This is a genomic window from Myxococcus sp. AB056 (genome assembly GCF_006547365.1).
Classification (GTDB): domain Bacteria; phylum Myxococcota; class Myxococcia; order Myxococcales; family Myxococcaceae; genus Myxococcus; species Myxococcus virescens.
This window is the reverse complement of sequence record NZ_VHLB01000012.1, coordinates 58,932-75,798: the sequence shown is the minus strand read 5'-3', so window position 1 is coordinate 75,798 and position 16,867 is coordinate 58,932. Positions and strand designations below refer to the sequence as shown.

Here is a 16,867-nt window from a genome sequence, read left to right as displayed (position 1 = left end):
CTGCTGCGCGTTGAAGGTGAAGGGAAGGAAGAAGCGCCAGCGGCCTAGGCGGCGCGGCGAAGGGGGTGCTGCGCCAGCGCGTTGAAGCGCGCCAGGGTGCTGGAGGGAATCTCATCCAGCGCGGCAATAAGCGGCAGGGTGAAGCGACGGAAGCTGGCGTCGTAGAGAGGCTCGGAGATGAAGCGCGCCCCCATCTTCCGGGCGAAGAGCGTGGGCGCCCTCGGCACGCGCAAGCCGTCCAGCAGGCCCTGCTCCGCGCGCAGCCGCTCCATGGGCGTGTAGTAGGGATTGCTGGGGATGGCGGGTGCATCCACCGGCTCCGGCACGTCCACGCGCCAGCGCTGGCTCATCCAGCCCCGGTAGGCGGCCACCTGACAGGACAGCATCGCGTCCTCGCGCGAATCCGTGTCCAGGTTCGCGGATGCAATCCAGTGCGTCACGCCGCGCCGCCGGCTCTCCTCGTAGATGCCCGCGTGCAGCCGGGTGACGGCCTCGGAGTGGCGCCAGCCGTCGAGCACGCAGAAGCGCGACGTCTCCGCGACGACCATGCCCGGGCGGACCATGTCGGACAGGTCCAGCTTCTGCTCCAGCTCCAGCCCCAGCCGTCCGCCGATGGCATCCGCCACCTCCGGGTTGGGCAGCAGCAGCCGCAACGTGGCCACCGGGGCCGCGTCCGCATAGACGACCAGGTGCACGGTGGTGTCCAGCGTGTCGAAACAGCTCACCTCGCGACGCGACGGCGGCATCCACCCCGTCATCAACCCCAGCTCTCCGCCGAAGACGGCCCAGCGGACCCGGACCGCGTCATCGAGCTCGCGCTGGGTGGTGGCAACACGACAATGCATGGACGTCATGGGTTTCTCCGGGAAGCGAAGCGGGTCCGGCGTCGCGCCGTCCTCGCCCTTTCATTCGCCGCCCAAGCCCCGAGTGCGCGCGGGCCCTGCTCTTTTTGCTCCCCGCGAATCCAGGGCCCGCGAGGTACGACGGGGAGCGTGTTCCAGGACACCGTCCGGGGTGGTCACCGCGAAGAAGCGCTGCGCCAACCTGGAGAATCTGGCGTAAGAAGCCGCGCATGGCGCGGACCCTCGATGGAACCGAAATCAGCCGGGTGATGCGGGCGGAGATGGCCCAGGACGTCGCGGCGCTCCAGGCCGCAGGCGTGACACCCGGGCTCTCCGTGGTGCTGGTGGGCAACAATCCCGCGAGCCAGGCGTACGTCGCGAGCAAGACGCGGGCGTGCGAGGCCCTGGGGATGCGCGGCCAGACGCTGACGCTGCCCGAGGACGTGTCGAAGGAGGCGCTGTTCGCCGTCATCGACCGGCTGAACGCCGACCCGTCCGTGCACGGCATCCTGGTGCAACTGCCGCTGCCAGCCCACCTGCCCTACAAGGCCGTCCTGGAGCACATCCATCCGGCGAAGGACGTGGATGGCTTTCACCCGGTGAACGCCGGGCTCGCCTTCGTCGGAGACCCCCGGGCCTTCGTGCCCTGCACCCCCGCCGGCATCATGGAGATGCTCCGGCGCGAGGACATCCCCACCCGGGGCAAGCACGTGGTCATCGTGGGCCGCAGCCTCATCGTCAGCAAGCCGCTGGCGTCGCTGCTGATGGCGCCGGGCCCTGACGCCACCGTCACCATCACCCACCGCCACACGCCGGACCTCGCGTCCTACACGCGGCAGGCGGACATCCTCATCGTCGCGGTGGGCAAGCAGAACCTCATCACCGCGGACATGGTGAAGCCGGGCGTCGTCGTCATCGACGTGGGGCAGAACCGCGTGCCCGACGCGAGCTCGCCGCGCGGCTACCGCATGGTGGGGGACGTGGACTTCGATGCCATCCTGCCCATTGCCAGCGCCATCACCCCGGTGCCCGGCGGCGTGGGGCCGATGACCATCACCATGCTGCTGGCGAACACGCTCCAGGCCGCGCGGCAGGCCCAGGCCCGGTGAGCCCGCCAGCGGCCCGGGCCTGGACGTACGCCGCCAGGCCCGGCGGCGGACTCGCACGGCCACGAAGCAATCGCTCGACGCCCGCGGGGACGTTCACCACCAACGGCGCGGCGGGCATTCCGAGCGCCATGCCGTCCTCCCTGAACATGAGCTTCCCCGGCGGGACGTGGAGCCGCCCCTCCGTCCCGCTCCACCGGCTGACCGGCCCGTAGCGCGCCGTGTGGCACCGTGCCGAGCCTCGTGTCGGCACGGCGCCCGATGCCCGCGCTGCCGCCCCTGGACGCCCGGGTGCCCTGCTCCCCCAGCGCATGCGTGTCCATCTTGCGATATCCACTGAGCGCATGAGGAACACCCTTCATGCGGTGCGTGGCATCGGCGCGGCCCTGGCGCGCGGCCTGTTGCTCGCCAGCGTGGGAGTCGGACTGCTGGTGAGTGGGTGCAAGTCAGCCTCGCACACCCCGCCGCTCGCGCCCGACGCGGGTGCACTGGCGTGGGTGCGCATTCCCGCCTCCGACGCACGCGTGCAGTACCTCGGCCGGACGTACCGTTCGGATACCGGCGTCGTCTTCTCCCACCCCGGGGTGACGATCCGCGCCCGCTTCTGGGGAGACGCCGTTCGGATGGAGCTCCACGACGCGGGCCAGGGTGGCGAGGTGGGGACCACCTACTTCGATGTCGTGATTGACGGGGCGCCCGCGCGCCAGCTCGCGGTGAGCCGCCATCAGTCCAGCTACCTGCTCGCCACCGGCCTGGAGGTGGGGCTGCACACGGTGGAACTCATCAAGCGCACCGAGTCCCTGGTCGGCCACAGCGAGCTCGTGGCGCTGGAAGTCCATGGCGAGCTCCGGGAGCCGCCCGCCCGCTCGGGACTCCGGATGGAGTTCGTTGGGGACTCCGTCACCTGTGGATACGGCAGCGACGTCGCCCTCATCCCGGACTCGCCCTCCTGGACCGCGCCCACCTTCACGTCGAAGAACCAGAACCCCCGGCGCACCTATGCCTGGCTCACGGCGGGGAACCTGGGCGCGGAGGCGGTGCTCATCTGCTATTCGGGCCACGGGGTGTACCGCAACCTGGACATGTCCACGTCCGGCCTGGTGCCCGCGCTCTACGAGCTCGCGGTCCCCGGCCACGGCGTCGCCTGGGACTTCTCTGGCCCATCGCCCGATGTGATTGTCGTCAACGCGGGGACCAACGACACGTTCGCCGGCAGCGGCACCGACGCCTACCTTCCGGACGAAGCGGCCTTCAAATCCGCCTACCGCGCGTTCCTCACGCGGCTGCGGACGCTCCACCCGCGCGCCCATCTCGTCTGCACGTTGGGGAGCATGTCGGACGGCCACAAGCAGCTCGAGCAGAACGGCACGACGACTTCGGTCCATGTCGGTGACTGGCTCACCGAGCTGGTAGCAGAGCGACAGCAACAGGGAGACGCCCGCGTCTACCGGCACGTCATGGCCGTGCAGAATCCCAACGTGGACGGCGTTGGCGAGGATTGGCACCCGTCGGCGGCCACACACCAGAAGATGGCGGAGGCGCTGACCCGGTTCATCCGGGACGTCGTGCGGCCCTGAGCGGCTTCGTGCGCCGCGAGCCGCCACGCATGTGCGTCTCATAGCGCCGCCATACGCAGGCACAGGCACCTTGGCGCATGACGCGAAGAGGTGCCCCGGCAACCTCGCTCGTTTATCATCGGGCCATGCCTACCCATGAGACGAAGGCCACCGCCATCAGCGGGAAGGAAACGACTGTTCCGTTGCTTCCCTGCGTCTCGGCTGACGAAACATTGGCGTTCTACCAGGCGCTCGGCTTCACCGTGACGTACCAGATGACCAAGCCGTACCTGTACCTGGCGTTGCGCTGGAGTGACATCGAGCTGCACTTCGGCAAGGGCGCGAAGAGCCTGGACCCGAGCGAAGAGAACTCGGGTGGCTGCCTGGTCATGGTGGATTCGGTGGAGCCCTACCACCGGGCCTTCACGGACGCGCTGCGCGCGAAGTACGGCAAGGTGCTGGCCACGGGCAGGCCTCGCATCACCCGGTTCAGGCCCGGCCAGAGCCGCTTCTCGCTGATTGACCCCGCCGGCAACAACATCATCTTCATCCAGCGCGATGAGCCGGAGGACCTGGAGTACGGCGGCTCCGAGAAGCTCACGGGACTGGCGAAGGCCATCGACAACGCGCGCATCCTGCGTGAGTTCAAGAATGACGACAAAGCCGCCGCGCGGGCGCTCGACATCGGACTCGCCAGGTATGAGGCGGAGGCGCCCGTGGTGGACCGCGTTCGTGCCCTGGCCGCCCGAATGGAGCTGGCGATTGCCCTGGGGGATGCCACGACGGGACGTGCCTTGAAGCAGCAACTGCAGGCCTTGCCCCTTCCCGAGGAGGCACGGAGCCAGTTGTCCGACGAGCTGAAGGCCGCGGAGCGCCTGGAGGACTGGCTCGCCCGAACCAGGCCCGACCCGGCGCCGTCCCAACGCACGGGTTCCCCGCGGCGGCGGCGCTAGCGTCGGAAGCCTCGCACCAGTCCCTCGCGCGCATCCTCAATCAGCGTCGACTCCGGCGTCGGGATTCCCCGAGCCGCCTCGGCCTTCCTTGAACCCCTGGGCCGCCTCCCGGGCCGCGCCATGCGCTTCCTTCGCGGCCTCCCGGGCGCCTTCCTGAATCTCCTTCGTCGCCTCCCCCACTTCACGGCCCACCTGCCGCGAGTTCTCCCGCGCGGACTGCTCATTGCACCCGGTGAACGCCGCGAGCGACGCCCCCAGGCCCACCAGCGTGAGCCACTTCCAACCCTTGCCTTGCATTGCACGCCTCCTTGGCTCTTGGTGCGTTCGCACCTTCCGCAGGCCAAGGTAGTCACGCCCCTGCGGAGCGGCTGCCCGGGGGCCGAGCGCTCCCCTGGTGCGCCCAGGCAATGCCATCCACGCCAGCATGTGCGGGAGAGAACTGTCGGCGCGTCTTCTGGGTGGAAGCTGACAATCGACGGGGCCTAGGCTCCGTGCATGGACCTCATCGTCGAGAACGGCCTCGTGTTCGATGGTCTGGGCAATCCCCCGCGCAAGCTCCATGTGGGCATCCGGGGAAACACTGTCACCACGCTTTCGGAAGCACCGATTCCGCGCGCCCCGCATACGCGTGTCATCGACGCCACCGGCCACTGGGTGACACCGGGCTTCATCGACTGCCACACGCACTACGACGCGGAGGTGGAGCTGGCGCCCTCGCTGTCGGAGTCCGTGCGACACGGCGTCACCACGGTGCTGATGGGAAGCTGCTCGCTCAGCCTCGCGCTGGGCACGCCCGAGGACCTGGCGGACATGTTCTGCCGCGTGGAGGCCATTCCCTACGAGACTGTCCGGTCGCTGCTGGAGGAGCGCAAGACGTGGAACACGCTCGGCGACTACCTGACGCACCTGGAGCAATTGCCGCTGGGCCCCCATGTGGCGTCCTTCCTGGGACACTCCGCGCTGCGAGCCCACACCATGGGCCTGCACCGCAGCCTGGAGCCCGGCCTGCGCCCACGGGAGGACGAGCTGCGCGCCATGGAGTCCCTGGTGCGCGAAGGGCTCGAGCTCGGCTACGTGGGCCTGTCCATCATGACGCTCAAGTGGGACAAGATGGGCGGCTCGCGCGACATCCGCAGCCGCCCGCTGCCGTCCACCTATGCCCGCTGGAGCGAATACCGCCGCCTGACGCGGCTGCTCCGCGAACGAGGCCGTGTCTTCCAGGGCGTGCCCAACATCAGCACCAAGGTGAACGTGGTGCTGTTCTTCCTGGAGAGCATCGGGTTGTTCCGCCCGAGCCTCAAGACGACCGTCATCTCGATGATGGACACGCGCGCCAACCGGGGCATCCACCGCCTCATCGGCGTGCTGTCCCAGGTGGCCAACCGGCTGCTGGGGGCGGACTTCCGGTGGCAGGCCCTGCCCGAAATCTTCGACCTCTGGGCGGACGGCATCGACCTGGTCGTCTTCGAGGAGTTCGGCGCGGGCGCCGCCGCCCTCCACCTCCAGGACGCCGCCTCACGCGCGGGGCTGCTGCGAACGCCGGAGTACCGCAGCCGCTTCCGCCGCGAGTGGACGAACCGCTTCCTTCCGCGGGCCTTCCACCGGGACTTCAACGAGTCGCGCATCCTCCAGTGCCCCGACGCCAGCGTGGTGGGCAAGTCCTTCGCCCAGGTGGCGAAGGAGCAGGGGCGTGACGCGGTGGACGTCTTCCTGGACCTCATCTCTGCTCATGGAGACTCCCTGCGCTGGTACACGGTGATGGCCAACGACCGGCGCGAGGAGCTGGAGCGCATCTGCCGGCATCCGGACATCCTCATGGGCTTCTCGGACGCCGGGGCGCACCTGCGCAACATGGCGCACTACAACTTCCCCCTGCGGCTGCTTCGGCTGGTGCGCGAGGCGGAGAAGCGCGGCGAGCCCTTCATGAGCGTGGAGCGCGCCGTCCACCGGCTGACCGGGGAGCTGGCCGGATGGTTCGGCCTGGATGCGGGTGTGCTCGCGGAGGGCCGCCGCGCGGACCTGGTGGTCATCCAACCCGACGGCCTGGACGCGAAGCTCGACAAGGTGGCCGAGGCGCCCATGGAGAACTTCGGGGGCTTCGTCCGCCTGGTCAACCGCAACGACGCCGCGGTGAAGGCGGTGCTCATCTCCGGGCGCGAAGCGGTGAATGAAGCCGGCGTGTCTCCGGCCCTGGGCCGCGAGCGCGGCTTCGGCGGCGTGCTGCGCGCCCAGGCTTGAGGCTCGGAGCACGCCGGACCTGAAATCAAGGCGTGGTGGCCCGTTGCTGCGCCAGCAGCCAATCCCTCCCAGGCTGCCCACAGTCCTGGTGGGCGCGGCGCGCTTCCCGCCGTGCCCTCACCTTCCGTCGCCTCAAGCGATGAAACAACTGCGAACCGGGCCCCGGTCCACGGAACGTCACGGTGGAAAGTCCAGCGTCGCCCGGACCGCATCGTGGTCCGAGCCTCCCGCACGCAGCACCTTCGCACCGCTCAGGCGAAGTTCGCGGCCAAGGATATGGTCGATTTCGACGACGCTCGGGAGGATGGAGGCAGAGCCAGGCCAGGTGGCACCGCAGGCGGCATCCGGCCCGTCACAAGCGTGCTGGAAACCCGCGGAGGCGAAGGCCTCCATGGCCTCGCCTGAGCGGCCTTCATTCATGTCCCCCAGCAGCAGGACCGGTCCTCGCCACCGCGCATAGCGCCGCACCAGCGCCTCCGCCTGGCTCTTCCGAAGCACCGCGTTCTTCTCCATGGAAGTGAGCAGGTCATCTGCCCGCTGATGCCTGGCACCTGGCGCCATCAGGTGCACACAGGCCACCTTCACCCAATGCCCACCGAGCCGGACGTCCGCCTCCAGCGCGGGCATCCGGTGTGGCGTCTGGGGGAAGTGCTCCGTTCGCAGCAGCCGATACCGGCTGGCGATACCCACACCCCAGGTTCCCTTTCGCGGCACCAGCCGCACGTGGGGGAACTGCTTCCCCAGTCGTTTCCGAAAGGCCCTGGCGAATCTCGGCGTCAGCTCACGCAGGCACAGGATGTCGGGCGCCTCCTTCTCGATGACATCGAGCGACTTCTGCACGTCCTCCTCGGGAGCGGAGTAGAGGACGTTGTAGGTCATCACCGTGACTGGCTTGGGCGGTGAAGGCGCGGCACTTTCCTGGAGGGAAAGGACCCACGTGAGCGTGAGGCTGGAGAGACACATCTCCACAGTCCACAGCAAGTCCCGTGCCTGTGGCAGGGAAGCCGCACCGGCCCGTCATGGTCAGCCTCCTGCATGATGGGTGACGGGAGTCACCCAGGGAGTGGCCAGGCACGGTGCCGCCTCGACTTCCGCCATGCTTTGCTTGAGCGAGCAGCGCAGAAACCCGATTCACGACAGGAGCCCATCGAACCATGTTCAAGAGAGCGGCAGTCCTGATGTTGAACTGTGGCGTATTGCTGTCCGGCTGCGGGCCCGACTCCCATGCAGGGAACGCTGAACTCCTCTCCAATCTGACCGAGGCAGGGTTTCGCCCCGACGACATCACCGTCGTCGATGACGCCGTCTACGTCGGGGGCGACGCACATGTGCCACTCACGGCCTCCCGGGAGATGCTCCAGCGCGGAGAGGGAAGCAAAGAGCACTACATGACGACCAACATCGTCGGCTCCAGCGTGACGAGGATTTGCGTCAATCCCACGACGGAGTTCCGGAGCTATGTCCGGCTCATCCAAGGTCTCGATATGGCACTCGCCAACTACAATGTCTTGGGACTCAGGATTACCTTTGTTCGAGGCCCGGCCACCGGCTGTACCGCGAACATCACCGCGAAAACCATGGCGGGGAGTGGTCACGTCGCGGGCTTTCCCTCAGGAGGACTTCCCTATGGGGCGATTTCGATTGGCACCGGCCTGAACAGCTACGGCGTAGACGTGAATGAGCATGTCATCACCCATGCGCTGGGCCACACGCTGGGCCTCCGCCACACGGACCATTTCAACCCGAGCATCAGCTGTGGCAGTGGCGCGATGGAGCCGACGGGCACGGGCGCATTGCACATCCCCGGAACGCCAACGGGGGCAACGCCAGGCGGGTCCATCATGAATACCTGCTACCCGTCTGGCACCGACGGTGAGTTCACCCCTTCCGACATCGTCGCGTTGAACTTCATGTACTGAGATGCTGCGGGATGATGCGCCTGCACAAGAGGCGCATCATCCGCCGCCGCGGTATGTCCGCAGAGGCGTTTGGTCGGGACGCGGAAGCCGTCACAGCGGGCCTGGAACGACTGAAGGCCCTGCTGGAGGGCCAACGATCGCGCGGAACGCACCGAGGCCCTACGGTGACTCCAGCCGGAAGCGCCCGTCCGTCAACCCACGGCGCACAGCGCCCACGGTCTCCGCGGCGTCTTGATTGCTGGTGTCGAGCACATGCCCCTCGGGGAGGGCCACCTCGCGGAAGCCGCGCCAGATGTTGCGCACCACGTCGGCGTCGGTGAGTGCGTCCGCGTGGACACGCCTCGAGGCACGCGCCACCGTCTCCGCTTCGCCCGGAAGCAGGACGATGAGGCGCAAGTCGAGCCGATGCGTCCGGGCGGCGGCAAGCCAAGGCTCGAAGAACCAAGGGCCGATGACGCCATCGACCATGACCTCATACCCGTCCACGGCATAACTCGCCGCGCTCGCCGCCAGGGCCTTCATCACCGTGGTGTTCTGAGCGTGGGACTCTGGCAGCCAGGGCGCCAGCGCACCCTTGCGGATGTAGGCATAGAAATCGTCGGCATGCAGGTGGACCGCACGCGCCAGGGGAGACTGCTCCGCGAGTCCACGTGCCACGGTGGACTTGCCAGCACCTGACGGGCCCGACACGAGGACGATTCGGTTCGCCTTCATGGACCTCAGCGTAGCGTCTCGAATTCACCGACGAAACCGCTCGCGGCTTTCACAAGAGGTAGGCGCTGCTCTCCCTGTGCACCGAATGCACGCGCTGGAGAAAGCCCCGCATGTGGGACGCGATTTCGTCCAGGTGCGTCTCCAGCGCCCAGTGTCCCGCGTCCAGGACGTGCAGCTCGGCGGCCGGAACGTCTCGAAGGTACGCGCGTCCGGCGCCCTCCGGCATGTAGCCGTCGTGGGGCCCCCACAGAATCAAGGTCGGGGGTTGATACTCGCGCAGATACGCCTGATAGCGGGACATCCACGCCAGCGTCGTGCGCTGGTCCTCCAGGAGGTGGACCAGGTTCTCCTTCCGGCCGAAGCGCTCCACCAGGGACCAGGACAACGTCCACAGATCCGGGCTGACGCGGTCGACGAGGCACTCGGGAATCTCGCCGATGAACTCGTCCCGGAAGCCGTCCTCACTCACCGCGGCCATCAACTTCGCTCGGCGCTCTGGCGTCGGATTCGCCCAGGACTCCTTCAGCATCCGGTACTTCGGCCCGAACTGGTCCACGTAGATGTCGCCGTTCTGGATGACGAGCGCCGCGACTCGCTCGGGCGCACGCAGTGCCAGCCGGAAGCCAAACTGCGAGCCGTAGTCATGCAGGTACAGCGCGTAGCGCCTGAGCCCCAGCGTCTCCACGAACCGCTCCAGGAAGCGTGCGTACCCGTCGAACGTGTAGCTGAAGCGACTCGGGTCCGGCGTCGCGCTGTACCCGAAGCCCGGCGCGTCCGGCGCGATGAGCCGCCATGCGTCCGAGAGCGCTGGCAGCAGGTTGCGGAACTGGAATGACGAGCACGGATAGCCGTGCGGCAAGAGCACCACCGGAGCATCCTCGGGCCCGGCCTCGCGGTAGAAGATCTCGAGACCCTCCACTTCCACCGTCCTGTGATGGACCGCCGGCATGCATGAACCTCCCTGACCCGCGCCTGCCTTTCGGCGAAAACCTAGTCACCCAGGAGGCACCCCGTGGATGGATGCCAGATGCCGTCGCCCGGTTGCTCGCGGGTCAACCGGGATAGAGTCCGCCCCACGGCCCGGCCGCGGCCGCCCCCTCATTCCGCCTCGCGATGACCATGACGCCCGTTCTGCCCAACCCGGATGATGTGCTCGGTACGCACAACCCGCTCGTCATCGTCCTGGGTGACCTGCTCAGCGCGGAGGAGTGCGCCGCGCTCATCGAACGGATTGAAGCAGAGGGGCCCACGGCGGCCCCCATCACCACCTCCGCGGGCTTCGTGATGCGCCCCGATATCCGGAACAACTCCCGGGTGATGTTCGACGACGTCCCCTTGGCGCAGACGTTGTTCGAGCGTGCCGCTCCGCATGTGCCGCACCGGCTCGAACATGAGTGGACTCTCTGTGGTGCCAATGAGCGCCTGCGCTGCTACCGGTATAACGTGGGTGAATACTTCGCCCCGCATTTCGACGGCGCCTTCGTGAGGACTCGCGACGAGCGGAGCCTCCTCACCTTCATGGTCTACCTCAATGAATGTCCGGGCGGAGGCGCGACGAACTTCCTGTCGCTTGGGCACTCCGTGACGCCGCGCACGGGCAGCGCGCTGCTCTTCAATCACCGCTTGCTTCACGAGGGCGCCACCGTCACCCAGGGCCGCAAGTACGCGCTGCGCACCGACCTCATGTATCGGCGCCCGGCCTCATGACCTTGAGTGGTGCCTGATACAACGCGCAGCAGCCAGGCTGGGCATCACCTTCAATACCCAGGGGAAGACCCAGGTTGCGCACCTGACGCTCTATCAACGAGCACGCAGGCCGCGGGCTCACTCACCATCAACAGCACCAGCGGCGTTCCCTCGACGGCGACGGCCTCATCCCAGATTGCGATGCCCGGCGGGACCTGGGACCGCACGCCCTTCACGCTGAGCCAGTTGAAGGGAGCGTAGATACTCCCGCCGCGACGTCTCCAGGTGCCTCGCGCCGTCGGGTCCGACATCCGCCCCGGAAGTCCGTGCCATCCGGCGCAGAAGGCTCAGGTCGTCCCCGTCTTCAGCGCGGGCTGATGCCGAAGCAGGCTCGAACCACTGACGATGAGAATCCCGGTGAGCACCAACACGGCCCCCACGGCGAAGAAGCCATCCGCCTGCTCATTCAGCACCAGGATGCCCGCGCTGACGCCAAACAGCGGCGTCATGAAGGAGAAGACCGACAGGTTGGAGGCAAGATAGCGGCGCAGGAGCCAGAACCAGGTGAGATAGCTGGCGAAGCAGACGATGACGCCCTGAAACAACAGACTTGCCCAGGCAATGGGCGCCATTGAAATCGGGCCGGCCTGACCGGTGAGCAGGGCCACCGGCAGCAGGAGCGCGACGCCGCCCACCAGTTGGTAGAGGAGCGTCTGGGTGGGGGGCGCATCAGACAGCGCCGACACGCGAATGGCCACGGTGGTGGCCCCCCAGGCCAGTCCTGCCAGCAGCCCCAGCGCGTCGCCCCAGAGCACGCCCGGGCTGATGTCGCCTTGGAGCCAGCCACCGCCAAAGGCCAGCGCGATGCCCGCGAAAGCCACGGCGATGCCCAACCACTGCGTGCGCCGCAGCCGCTCGGCAGGCACGAGCCAGTGCAGGCCCAGGGCCGCGAAGATGGGCGCGGTGTAGAGGAAGACGCCCATGTGCGACGCGTGGGTGTGGCGCAGTCCCTCGCCGACGAAGAGGAACTCCAGGGCGAAGAGCGCGCCCACCACGAGCCCTGGACGCCAGGGGCCACGGCGCAAGAGCCCTCGCTCGCCGCGCACCCAGCACAACAGCCCCACCAGCAGCGCGCCCACACCCGAGCGCACCGCCATCTGCATCATGGAGGGGATGTGGGGAGCGGCCAGCTTGACGGCCACCTGCTGCATGCCCCAGATGGCGCACAACGCGAGCATGCTCGCGAGCGCGAAGCCGTCCGCGGGTTTCCGATGAGAACTCATGCGACCATCCTGCGCATGGCGGGGCTGATTGATATAGCGAGATTCCGACAACCCATCCCGAGAAGGCGCCATGGCGAAGCAGCTCCAGGTTCCTTTCACCACAAACCTTCCACACCCCGTGTATTTCCGGACGGCGAGCCTGCCTGCCGCGGCGACGTACCCCCGGCATCGGCACCCCTGGGGTGAGTTCGTCTACGCGTTCAGCGGGGTGATGGAACTCAAGCTGGCTGGCAGCCACTACCTGGCGCCACCGCAGTACGGCATCTGGCTTCCACCCGACGTGGAGCACCGAGGCATGAACCGCTTCGAGGCGAGCCACTGCTCGCTCTACCTCGCGCAGGCGTGGTGCCGGGGCATGCCCAAGACGACGTGCGCGCTGGCGGTGAGCCCTCTGGTGAAGTCATTGCTGGAGCACCTCCGCGCGCATGAGCTGGCGCAGCCTCGCACGAGCGCCGAGCGCCGGCTGTTCCGGGTGCTCATCGACCAGCTGACGCTGGCCCCCACCCATGGGAGCTACCTGCCCATGTCCGATGACTCGCTCCTGGAGCCGGTCCTCACTGCGCTCGAGCAGCACCCGGAGGATGAGCGCTCCCTGGCCGAATGGGCGCGGGTGCTGCACACCACGGAGCGGACACTGGAGCGGCGCTGTCAGCAGCACCTGGGGCTGTCGTTCAGCGAGTGGCGCCAGCGGCTGCGCGTGGTCAAGGCGCTCGCGCGGCTAGAGCAGGGCCACTCCGTGGAGGCCATCGCGCTCGACCTGGGCTACAGCAGCGCCTCCGCCTTCATCGCGATGTTCCGGCGGATGACAGGCACCACGCCAGACAAGGTCCGGGGCCACGGCTTCGTGGCCTCGTGAGGGTCGCACATGAATCTCATTGAATGCTCATCCCTGACAGGGGCCGTTGTTGGAAGCGGCGTGGGCGCGGTGTTCGGCTACCAATGGGCGGGCGTCCTGGGCGCTGGGGCAGGCGCGGTGGGGGGCTTCGTCCTGGGCCTGTTTCCCGGCCCGCTCATTGGCAGTGGACTGTTCTGGGTCGTCCTGACGCAGGACCGTTGGTCCCGGCGGAAGCAACTGCGCCCTCGTCTCGGACGCTACTGGACTCGGGACCGAGCCCAGGCGTGGGAGGACCTGAAGGAACGGCTTCCTGTCGCAACGAAGGTCCAAGGCACCGTCATCCTGCGCGATTCCTTCGACTGTCACCTCGACATCGGTGTCACCTTCCCCGGGCGAATCAATTCCTGGAACCACCCACACGACAACCCCACCCCTCCCCCGCTCGACGCCCGCGTGGAAGCCACCGTGCTCTCGTTCGACGATGCAGCCCGGGAAGTGGTCCTCACACGCCAGGAACAAGTCCCACCGGAGTGAGCCCCCATCGCCCGCTGAAAAAACGAGGGCCGCGCCCCCCTTGGAATGGGCGCGGCCCTCACGTGCGGCATCGAAGAGTTGAAGGACTACTCGCAGCTGCCCTGCCGCAGGTACGACAACAGCGAAGCATCGTTTTCGGAAGCCGGCTCCGCACCCACCAGGCACTGCCCCTGGGCGACGACGACCTGCGAGTCATTCGCGGAGAGCAGCAGCTCGCCCGTCACCACCTCCAGGCCGCCCTTGAAGCCCGTGGCGCTGTTGGCGGGCGCCGCGCGCAGGCTCGGTCCCCCCGCGCCCCCGCTGAGACGCAGCCGATAGGTCGCGTCCTCATACGCCGCGGGGATCTCCGACGCGGGGTCCGCCTTCAGCGGAGCCAGGTAGAAGCGCGTCACCAGGTCGAACTCCGGCTGCACCTTCAGCAGCGGCGCGCCGTCCGCCCCGCGCGTCAGCGTCACGTCGAAGTGCCGACCCGACTGCTCGTTGAGGTCCAGCGCGAAGAGCTTGTCGTTCCCCAGGCTCACGTGGGTCTGCGCGTCGCCAAGGCCCAGGTTCTTCACCACGAAGTCCGTCTGATTCTCCGTCGCCTCGACGGAGTACGAGATGCCGGCCAGGGACACCGTCCAATCCTTGCCACGCAGCGCCGGCGCCAACCCCGAGTAGGGAAGGCGAACCTCCGTGGTGTTGAGGTCCAGCGAGAAGCGCGCGCGCTTCGCCTGACCGTCCGCCTCGAACGACACGAGCGGCGCGGCCCGCGCGGAGGAGAACGCGAAGGTGCTCCCCTCCAGCGCCAGCTCCAGCCGCAGCGCGTCCAGGATGGAGGCGCTGACAATCCAGTGCGACTCGCCCTCCTTCGTCGCCTTGAGCTCGACCTGCCCCACCATCACCTTCGGCAGGAACCCCGCCGACTCGGCGTCGAGCTGCTCCACCGCGCTCTTCAGGCCGCCCAGGTCCACCACCAGCGAGACGGTCTTCGGCAGGAAGCGCAGCGCCAGCGGCTCCGCGCGGTTCGCGCCGATGAGCAACTCCAGTTCCAGGGAGTCGTCCCCCAGGTTCGTCGCGCGAACGCGCAGCTGCGCATCATCCACGAAGCGGACACAGTCCGCGTCCGCAGGCGCTCTGCCGTCCGTGCAGATCTGCTCGCCCTTCAAGCGGAAGACGGTGGCGTTGTCCTCCGTGGACTCCACGTTGGCCTCGGTGAAGACGCGCTCGCGCAGGAACCGCTCCATCTCGCCCGCCTGCGCGTCCACTTCATCCGCGTCGAACAAGGTGGACAGCGCCTCGCCTTCGTCGCCCACCTGCCGCCCCGGAAGCGGCACGCCCTCGAAGCCCGCACCGAACAGCGCCATCGCGTCGTCCAGGCCATTGAGCGTCGACAAGCCGCTCACGGTCTTCATGCTGCTGCTGACACCTCGCAGCGTCTCCGCAGAGCGGGAAGCGGCGATGTCGGCGACCTTCTTCGCATCGGGAGCTTCATCGGAATCACAGCCCGTCGCGACGAATGCGACAGCCGCGACGGCCGCGAGCCAGGACCTGGAGTTCTGCATGGGGCGTTGCTCCTTGGGGTGGGTAGACAGTGCCCCCCGCATCAGCAACGACCGCGCCAACCCAGACCCCCGGTGTTTTCAAGGGTTTCCGACACACCCTTGGCCTCATAGTCGGGATTGCCGTGACATTCCTGTCATGACGGGCCTGTCGGCGCCGGTGCCAGGATGATGCTTGCGCGATGCGGGGCATTCCCTGAGGCATCCCCTCAGATGTGCAGCAGCCTGTCCCTGCGCTCCGGCGTCTTCACGCGAACCGCCTTCAGGCCCATTCCGAATTTGAGGTCCTTCACGTCCCGGAACGTCTCCTCCGTGGTGAAGCGCCGGCCGTAGGTGTCCAACAGCTCCTGGGCCGTGGCCTCGCCGAAGCTGGTGGCCAGACACCAGTCCACCGACTACGCCACGCACTCCGCGCACGTCGCGGATGCATACACCCGCTCACGCGCCGCGGGCTTCGTGCCCTACGTCACCGTACGCGCGATGGAGCGGATGACGGTGAACGCCGGGTGGGCCCCGCAGTCGCCCGTCCCGCACGGGTCAACAGCTCGTCTCGACGAAGCACCGCGCCTCGAATGCCACGCGAGGCGCGGTGCCCACCTTCAGCGCCGCCAGTGGAAAGCCCTGTGGAGTACGTGCGAACGGTTGAGGGGCGGAAGCAGCTAGCGGAGCCAACCTGTCTACCGAAGCGGCGCTCCCGCACCTGACCGGCCTCGGCTTGCCGTCAGCTCCCAGCGGTGGGGGGATGCCACCTTCAGAGAGGCCGTTCGCTCAGGGCGCGTATGCCTCCGCCGTGGCAAGTTGGCGGGTGCCATCTTCGCCCCCCACGACGAGAACCCTCGAAACTGAGCATGCTTTGGCTTTCTATGTGGTCATGTCCTGCCGCGCAGATACCGCCTTGGCGTTTCGCCGGTCATCTGGCGGAAAAAGGCGATAAAGGCGCTGTCGCTGGCGAAGCCCAAATCGAAGGCCACCCCGCTCACGTTCTCTCCCGAGGCCAGCAAGTCCACCGCCCGCAGAAGCCGCCAGCTCTGCCGCCAAGCCTGGTAACTCATACCGGTCTCGCGCCGGAAGATGCGAGTGATCGTGCGAGCGCTGGCTCCCACCAGGTTCGCGAGCCCAGAGAGTTCGGGCGGCAATTCGTCAAGATTGAGCCGCGAGAGGCGCGGATCGCTCGGCACCGGCAAGAGCATCGGCTCGCGCCGGGCCGTCCGCAGCTCATCAAGGCAGACCGCCAGCAGGTTCGCCGCAGCCCCCTGGTTCCAGTCGGTCTCAAAGGGCGCATGGCTGATCCGTTCGAACACCTCACGCAGAAGCGGTGTCATCGACAGGATCGCCGACCCCTCGGTCGGGGGCGCGATGCGGGACGTGTCGAGATAGATCGAGCGATATTCCACCTCACCGCGGATCAACACGCGATGCGCGGTCGCCGGCGGAATCCATGCAACCCGGATCGGCGGCAGCATCGAAATCATGCCGGGTAGCGCAATGCGGATCGAGCCGGCGTAGGCGAAGAGGAGCTGCCCTCTTTGATGGCTGTGCAGGCCGGAATCGTGGCGCACCAGCAGCGAGGCGATGCCGCTGACCGGCGCCGCCTGCTGGTCGGGGTCGAAAGGGTCGCTGGGCACTAGCCAGGGCACTTGTCCGATTTCCGATGGAAATT

At 67.7% G+C, this 16,867-nt stretch carries 17 protein-coding genes; 8 read left to right on the top strand and 9 right to left on the bottom strand.

Features of this window, described 5'->3' with window-relative positions; translation table 11 throughout:
- Window positions 1-44: 44 nt before the first annotated feature.
- The gene (locus tag FMP39_RS08180; protein ID WP_141589400.1) at window positions 45-854 is read right to left on the bottom strand and encodes a GNAT family N-acetyltransferase; all 810 of its coding nucleotides are present in this window, start codon (window positions 852-854) and stop codon (window positions 45-47) included.
- A gap of 218 nt (window positions 855-1,072) precedes the next feature.
- Here FMP39_RS08180 and FMP39_RS08175 point away from each other — a divergent pair, with 218 nt between their 5' ends.
- The 3 genes from FMP39_RS08175 to FMP39_RS08165 all read left to right on the top strand — a co-directional run bounded on the left by FMP39_RS08175 (window position 1,073) and on the right by FMP39_RS08165 (window position 4,457).
- Window positions 1,073-1,951, top strand: a complete 879-nt coding sequence (locus FMP39_RS08175; RefSeq protein WP_141589399.1) for a bifunctional 5,10-methylenetetrahydrofolate dehydrogenase/5,10-methenyltetrahydrofolate cyclohydrolase — start codon at window positions 1,073-1,075, stop codon at window positions 1,949-1,951.
- 341 nt (window positions 1,952-2,292) lie between these two features.
- Window positions 2,293-3,525 carry an SGNH/GDSL hydrolase family protein gene (locus FMP39_RS08170; protein WP_228557790.1) on the top strand — a complete coding sequence of 411 codons (1,233 nt, stop codon included), beginning with the start codon at window positions 2,293-2,295 and terminating at the stop codon, window positions 3,523-3,525.
- A gap of 125 nt (window positions 3,526-3,650) precedes the next feature.
- Window positions 3,651-4,457 (top strand): glyoxalase, encoded by an 807-nt coding sequence (locus tag FMP39_RS08165; protein WP_090489845.1) that lies wholly within the window; start codon window positions 3,651-3,653, stop codon window positions 4,455-4,457.
- Window positions 4,458-4,493: 36 nt separating this feature from the next.
- Here FMP39_RS08165 and FMP39_RS08160 read toward each other — a convergent pair whose 3' ends face one another.
- On the bottom strand, window positions 4,494-4,754 hold the full coding sequence (locus tag FMP39_RS08160) for a hypothetical protein (RefSeq protein ID WP_141589397.1): 261 nt from the start codon (window positions 4,752-4,754) through the stop codon (window positions 4,494-4,496).
- A 198-nt stretch (window positions 4,755-4,952) separates the two neighbouring features.
- On the opposite strand from FMP39_RS08160, the gene FMP39_RS08155 reads away from it, so the two are divergent.
- Entirely contained in the window at window positions 4,953-6,695 is a 1,743-nt protein-coding gene (locus FMP39_RS08155; RefSeq protein ID WP_141589396.1) for an amidohydrolase family protein, read from the top strand.
- A gap of 177 nt (window positions 6,696-6,872) precedes the next feature.
- Here FMP39_RS08155 and FMP39_RS08150 read toward each other — a convergent pair whose 3' ends face one another.
- Window positions 6,873-7,574: an endonuclease/exonuclease/phosphatase family protein gene (locus FMP39_RS08150; RefSeq protein ID WP_228557789.1), complete on the bottom strand. Its 702-nt coding sequence runs from the start codon at window positions 7,572-7,574 to the stop codon at window positions 6,873-6,875.
- Window positions 7,575-7,849: 275 nt separating this feature from the next.
- Between FMP39_RS08150 and FMP39_RS08145 the strand changes: the two genes are divergently transcribed.
- The gene (locus tag FMP39_RS08145) at window positions 7,850-8,614 is read left to right on the top strand and encodes a M57 family metalloprotease (RefSeq protein ID WP_141589395.1); all 765 of its coding nucleotides are present in this window, start codon (window positions 7,850-7,852) and stop codon (window positions 8,612-8,614) included.
- Window positions 8,615-8,773: 159 nt separating this feature from the next.
- Here the strand turns inward: FMP39_RS08145 and FMP39_RS08140 are convergent, their stop codons facing one another.
- Both FMP39_RS08140 and FMP39_RS08135 read right to left on the bottom strand, forming a co-directional pair.
- Window positions 8,774-9,328, bottom strand: coding sequence for an AAA family ATPase (locus FMP39_RS08140; protein WP_141589394.1), 555 nt, complete (start codon window positions 9,326-9,328; stop codon window positions 8,774-8,776).
- A gap of 49 nt (window positions 9,329-9,377) precedes the next feature.
- Window positions 9,378-10,277 (bottom strand): alpha/beta fold hydrolase, encoded by a 900-nt coding sequence (locus tag FMP39_RS08135; protein WP_141589393.1) that lies wholly within the window; start codon window positions 10,275-10,277, stop codon window positions 9,378-9,380.
- A 170-nt stretch (window positions 10,278-10,447) separates the two neighbouring features.
- On the opposite strand from FMP39_RS08135, the gene FMP39_RS08130 reads away from it, so the two are divergent.
- Window positions 10,448-11,035 (top strand): 2OG-Fe(II) oxygenase, encoded by a 588-nt coding sequence (locus tag FMP39_RS08130; RefSeq protein WP_228557788.1) that lies wholly within the window; start codon window positions 10,448-10,450, stop codon window positions 11,033-11,035.
- A gap of 326 nt (window positions 11,036-11,361) precedes the next feature.
- Here the strand turns inward: FMP39_RS08130 and FMP39_RS08125 are convergent, their stop codons facing one another.
- Entirely contained in the window at window positions 11,362-12,297 is a 936-nt protein-coding gene (locus FMP39_RS08125) for a DMT family transporter (protein ID WP_140861626.1), read from the bottom strand.
- A 118-nt stretch (window positions 12,298-12,415) separates the two neighbouring features.
- On the opposite strand from FMP39_RS08125, the gene FMP39_RS08120 reads away from it, so the two are divergent.
- Together FMP39_RS08120 and FMP39_RS08115 are read left to right on the top strand one after the other, a co-directional pair.
- Window positions 12,416-13,153, top strand: a complete 738-nt coding sequence (locus FMP39_RS08120) for a helix-turn-helix transcriptional regulator (protein ID WP_228556355.1) — start codon at window positions 12,416-12,418, stop codon at window positions 13,151-13,153.
- Between the two features lie 9 nt (window positions 13,154-13,162).
- Window positions 13,163-13,666 (top strand): hypothetical protein, encoded by a 504-nt coding sequence (locus FMP39_RS08115; protein ID WP_141589391.1) that lies wholly within the window; start codon window positions 13,163-13,165, stop codon window positions 13,664-13,666.
- 86 nt (window positions 13,667-13,752) lie between these two features.
- On the opposite strand, the gene FMP39_RS08110 is transcribed toward FMP39_RS08115, so the two are convergent.
- The 3 genes from FMP39_RS08110 to FMP39_RS08100 form a co-directional block, all read right to left on the bottom strand.
- Window positions 13,753-15,210, bottom strand: coding sequence for a hypothetical protein (locus FMP39_RS08110; RefSeq protein WP_228557787.1), 1,458 nt, complete (start codon window positions 15,208-15,210; stop codon window positions 13,753-13,755).
- A gap of 206 nt (window positions 15,211-15,416) precedes the next feature.
- On the bottom strand, window positions 15,417-15,599 hold the full coding sequence (locus FMP39_RS08105) for a hypothetical protein (RefSeq protein ID WP_020477576.1): 183 nt from the start codon (window positions 15,597-15,599) through the stop codon (window positions 15,417-15,419).
- 477 nt (window positions 15,600-16,076) lie between these two features.
- Window positions 16,077-16,832 (bottom strand): helix-turn-helix transcriptional regulator, encoded by a 756-nt coding sequence (locus FMP39_RS08100; protein ID WP_228557786.1) that lies wholly within the window; start codon window positions 16,830-16,832, stop codon window positions 16,077-16,079.
- Window positions 16,833-16,867: the final 35 nt, after the last annotated feature.

What these genes read in the sequence shown, in the direction of transcription:
- FMP39_RS08110 (WP_228557787.1), bottom strand. Translation starts at nt 15,210, where the DNA reads ATGCAGAACTCCAGGTCCTGGCTCGCGGCCGTCGCGGCTGTCGCATTC.
- FMP39_RS08135 (WP_141589393.1), bottom strand. Translation starts at nt 10,277, where the DNA reads ATGCCGGCGGTCCATCACAGGACGGTGGAAGTGGAGGGTCTCGAGATC.
- FMP39_RS08160 (WP_141589397.1), bottom strand. Translation starts at nt 4,754, where the DNA reads ATGCAAGGCAAGGGTTGGAAGTGGCTCACGCTGGTGGGCCTGGGGGCG.
- FMP39_RS08180 (WP_141589400.1), bottom strand. Translation starts at nt 854, where the DNA reads ATGACGTCCATGCATTGTCGTGTTGCCACCACCCAGCGCGAGCTCGAT.
- FMP39_RS08130 (WP_228557788.1), top strand. Translation starts at nt 10,448, where the DNA reads ATGACGCCCGTTCTGCCCAACCCGGATGATGTGCTCGGTACGCACAAC.
- FMP39_RS08150 (WP_228557789.1), bottom strand. Translation starts at nt 7,574, where the DNA reads ATGACCTACAACGTCCTCTACTCCGCTCCCGAGGAGGACGTGCAGAAG.
- FMP39_RS08140 (WP_141589394.1), bottom strand. Translation starts at nt 9,328, where the DNA reads ATGAAGGCGAACCGAATCGTCCTCGTGTCGGGCCCGTCAGGTGCTGGC.
- FMP39_RS08165 (WP_090489845.1), top strand. Translation starts at nt 3,651, where the DNA reads ATGCCTACCCATGAGACGAAGGCCACCGCCATCAGCGGGAAGGAAACG.
- FMP39_RS08125 (WP_140861626.1), bottom strand. Translation starts at nt 12,297, where the DNA reads ATGAGTTCTCATCGGAAACCCGCGGACGGCTTCGCGCTCGCGAGCATG.
- FMP39_RS08170 (WP_228557790.1), top strand. Translation starts at nt 2,293, where the DNA reads ATGAGGAACACCCTTCATGCGGTGCGTGGCATCGGCGCGGCCCTGGCG.
- FMP39_RS08145 (WP_141589395.1), top strand. Translation starts at nt 7,850, where the DNA reads ATGTTCAAGAGAGCGGCAGTCCTGATGTTGAACTGTGGCGTATTGCTG.
- FMP39_RS08115 (WP_141589391.1), top strand. Translation starts at nt 13,163, where the DNA reads ATGAATCTCATTGAATGCTCATCCCTGACAGGGGCCGTTGTTGGAAGC.
- FMP39_RS08175 (WP_141589399.1), top strand. Translation starts at nt 1,073, where the DNA reads ATGGCGCGGACCCTCGATGGAACCGAAATCAGCCGGGTGATGCGGGCG.
- FMP39_RS08155 (WP_141589396.1), top strand. Translation starts at nt 4,953, where the DNA reads ATGGACCTCATCGTCGAGAACGGCCTCGTGTTCGATGGTCTGGGCAAT.